Origin of the sequence: Streptomyces spongiae (assembly GCF_009377185.1) — a bacterium.
GTDB lineage: Bacteria > Actinomycetota > Actinomycetes > Streptomycetales > Streptomycetaceae > Streptomyces > Streptomyces spongiae.
In genome coordinates this window covers 1-2,798 of the sequence record NZ_VJZC01000894.1, presented here as the reverse complement: position 1 = coordinate 2,798, position 2,798 = coordinate 1, and the positions used below count along the sequence as shown (strand labels likewise).

Below are 2,798 nucleotides of genomic sequence, written 5' to 3'. Positions count from 1 at the left end.
GGGTTGGGGTGTGTGGTCGGGCGGCGGTTCGTGTCGTCGTGGGTACCGGTTGCCCGGGAGTGGGCGGCCGGTGCGGGGTCCGCTCCAAAGCCCTCCGTCTCTCCCGCGCCCGTCACCAGCACGTGGGCCGCGTCCAGGCCGATCGACGCGTACAGGCCCGCCAACGCGGCGCGCGGGGTCAGGGGCGTGAGTCCCTGAGCCCGGAGGGCCCGCGTACCGCTCGCCAGGCCCGTGTCGGCGACGGGACCGAAACCGATCGCCTGCCACGGGCGGCCCGCCGCCCGCTCGGCGGCGGCGAAGGCGTCGAGGAAGGCGTTCGCGGCCGCGTAGTCGCCGAGTGCCCCGGCCAGGCCCGGCAGTACGGAGGAGACCGAGGAGAAGGCGACGCATACGGCGTCCTCGTGGCCGTGCCGGCGCAGCGCCCCGGCGAGCAGGGTGGTGCCGCGCACCTTCGCGGCGAGAACGTCCTCGATCTCCTCGTCCGGTTTGCCGCGCAGGCTGCCGGGGGCGGCCGTACCCGCGGCGTGGAAGACCCCGTCCAGGGGCGGCAGTCCGGCGACCAGCGCGTCGACGGCGGCCTCGTCGCAGACGTCGACCGCGTGGTACCGGGCCCGGGCGCCCCGCGCCCGCAGGTCGGCGAGCAGGTCCCGGGGCGGTGTGGCGGTGCGTCCGGTGAGGACGAGGTCCGGCTTGCCCCGCTCCGCGAGGTCGCGGGCGAGCGCGGAACCGAGCCCGCCGGCGCCTCCGGTGATCAGGTACGTACCGTCAGGGGGCAATGCCTGCGCGGTGGCGGTGCCGCCCCTCACGGCGACGGGTGTACGGGTCAGCCGGCGGCCCGCACGCCACGCGACGGTGCCGTCGGCGCCCACCATGTCCTCTGAGTACAGCTCGCGTTCGAGGGCGTCGAGCCGGGAGTCGAGCGTGTCCCGTGAGGACAGGTCGACGCTTCGGGAGCTCACTCCGGGGTGTTCCTCGGGCAGGGCGAGGGCGAAGCCGTGCAGCAGCGCGTGTCCGGGCCGGGACCGCTCGGGCGCGGCGACGGCGCCGGTGGTGTTCACGTCCTCGGTGACCACGAGCAGGCGGGTGGGGCCCGTGCCGAGGAGAGGTGTCAGCTCGCGCAGCGAGGAGACGGCCGTGCGGGTCACCGCGTCCGGCTCGCCCTCGATGTCCGTTGCTTCCCCGGCCAGCCACACCACGGTGTCGACGGCGGCCGTCGGAGGGGCGTCGTGCCGCTCCAACACCGTCACCCCGCGCCGGGTGAGCCGTTCGGCGAGCGCCCGCCCGAGTGCGGTGTCGGCACCGGCCAGTCGTACGGCACGGGGGCCGGGGGCGGCCGCAGGTGGAGTGTCGCTCCAGATGAGGCGTCGCGGTATGGGCATGTCACCGGGTACGGGCATGTCACCGGGTGCGGGTGCCGAACCGGGGGGCCGCTCCGGCCAGTAACGGCGGCGCTGGAACGGGTACGTGGGCACGGGCACCCGTCGCCGCCCCGCGCTCCCGGCGCCGCGAGCCGTCGCGTCCTCCGGAGCCGTCGGGGACAGAGGTACCCCCCGCGTCCACAGTCGGCCCACCGTCTCCAACAGCGCCCCCGCGCCCGCACCCGACCCCCGGCCGTCGCCCAGGGCGGGCAGGACCGTCACCTCGGAGGCCGCCGTGGTGCGTCGTGCCCCGGCGGCGACCGCGCGGACCGGCCCGGAGAGGGAGTCCCCGGCGCCGAGTTCGACGAACGTGTCGTAGCCCTCGTCGAGCAACCGGGCGACGGCGGCGCCGAACCGCACCGGCCGGACGGCGTGGTCGCGCCAGTACTGAGGCGTCAGTGCGGGCCCCCACTGCCCTGTGACGGTGCTCAGCATCGGTGTGCCCGCGGGGTGGAGGGTCAGCGTCTTGGCCGCGTTCCGCAGGGGATCGAGGACCGGATCCAGCATCGGCGAGTGGAAGGCGTGCGAGACCCGGAGCCGGCGCGCGGCCACACCACGGGCCGTCAGGTCCGCGACCGCCCGTTCGACGGCGTGCTCCTCGCCCGCCAGCACCACCTGCGCGGGCGAGTTGACGGCGGCCACGCACAGCGCACCGCCGGACGCGGCGACCACGGCGGTGACGGTGTCCTCGTCACCCCGGACGGCCGCCATGGCCCCCGGCGCGGCGAACTCGCCCACCAGGCGCCCTCGTTCGGCGGCGAACCCCACCGCCTCGGCCGGGGACAGCGTGCCGGAGACGCACGCGGCGGTGATCTCGCCGACGCTGTGCCCCACGACCGCGTCCGCCCTGACGCCCCACGCGGCCAGTTGCCCGGCCAGCCCCACGCCGAACGCGACCAGCAGCGGTTGGGCCACCTCCGTCCTCGCCAGCGCCACGGGGTCGGCGTCCTCGTCCAGGCACCAGGAGGCCAGGGAGCGTCCGAGGACCGGCCCGGTGAGCGAGGACGCCTCGTCCAGGACCTCGCGGAACACCGGCGCCGACCGGTACAGGGCGCGGCCCGCCCCGGGGCGCTGCGTTCCCTGGCCCGGCAGCAGGAAGACCGTACGCGGCCGGGGGCGGGCCGCGTCGCCTCGGTCGCGGGCGGCTTCGAGACGGTCCGCGAGGTCGCCGTCGGCGACGAGGGCGAGGCGGTACGGGCCCGCGTCGCGGGAGGTGCGGACGGTGGCGCAGACGTCGCCCTCGTCCAGGTCGGGGTGGGCCCGCAGATGGGCGGCCAGTTCGGCGGAAGCGGCGCGCAGCGCGTCACCGGTGCGGGCGGACAGCGTCAGCAGGTGCGGGCCGTCGGTGCTGAGGGAAGCGGTGAGGGAAGCGGTGAGGGG

General features: G+C 76.6%; 1 protein-coding gene. It reads right to left on the bottom strand.

All coding sequences use genetic code 11. From position 1 onward, the window contains the following. Positions 1-2,798: SDR family NAD(P)-dependent oxidoreductase (locus tag FNH08_RS48315; protein WP_152778249.1), on the bottom strand; the 2,798-nt coding region annotated here is incomplete at both ends.